The sequence below is a fragment of the Blautia sp. MSK20_18 genome, from assembly GCF_020553125.1.
Classification (GTDB): domain Bacteria; phylum Bacillota; class Clostridia; order Lachnospirales; family Lachnospiraceae; genus Blautia_A; species Blautia_A fusiformis.
Genome location: NZ_JAJCGR010000104.1, coordinates 1 through 376 on the forward strand (window position 1 = coordinate 1; position 376 = coordinate 376).

The 376-nt window shown below is 49.7% G+C and carries 2 protein-coding genes; one reads left to right on the top strand and one right to left on the bottom strand.

The features are described 5' to 3' along the window. Nucleotides 1-30 precede the first annotated feature (30 nt). Entirely contained in the window at nt 31-216 is a 186-nt protein-coding gene (locus tag LI091_RS18420) for a hypothetical protein (RefSeq protein ID WP_265191455.1), read from the top strand. Here LI091_RS18420 and LI091_RS18425 read toward each other — a convergent pair. Continuing rightward, nucleotides 174-376 (bottom strand): hypothetical protein (locus LI091_RS18425; RefSeq protein WP_265191456.1); only part of this gene is annotated, 203 nt, incomplete at its 5' end. The genes LI091_RS18420 and LI091_RS18425 overlap by 43 nt on opposite strands.

The following is a 376-nucleotide window of genomic DNA, read 5'->3' on the forward strand; positions in this document are numbered from 1 at the left end:
TATACAGATTGATTCAGAAGGAGGAATAAAATGAGAAACAGATGTATGTTTGAAAAGATGGCTGCTGGGATGGCACTGGATGCGGCGGTGATGGCCGGTGCAGCGATGCTGCCTGGAAGCGGGCATGGGCTGGTGGTCAGGGCTTATGCCGCAGATGTAAGTAATCAGAATAGTCAGAATATTTCGGGGGGGGTACCAGGAGTAAAGATGGCGTAGATAAAACGAACGAAGCGGGCAGCAAAGAGGGCGATGCTGAAGCGGGTGAGGAGAGCAGAGAAGGTATTTACGACTTCAAGGATAATAAGACGACCGATACCGTGACCATTACTAAGAAATGGGATGACGGATTGACCAATGCAGAGCGTGAAATCCCGGA

What these genes read in the sequence shown, in the direction of transcription:
- LI091_RS18420 (WP_265191455.1), top strand. Translation starts at nt 31, where the DNA reads ATGAGAAACAGATGTATGTTTGAAAAGATGGCTGCTGGGATGGCACTG.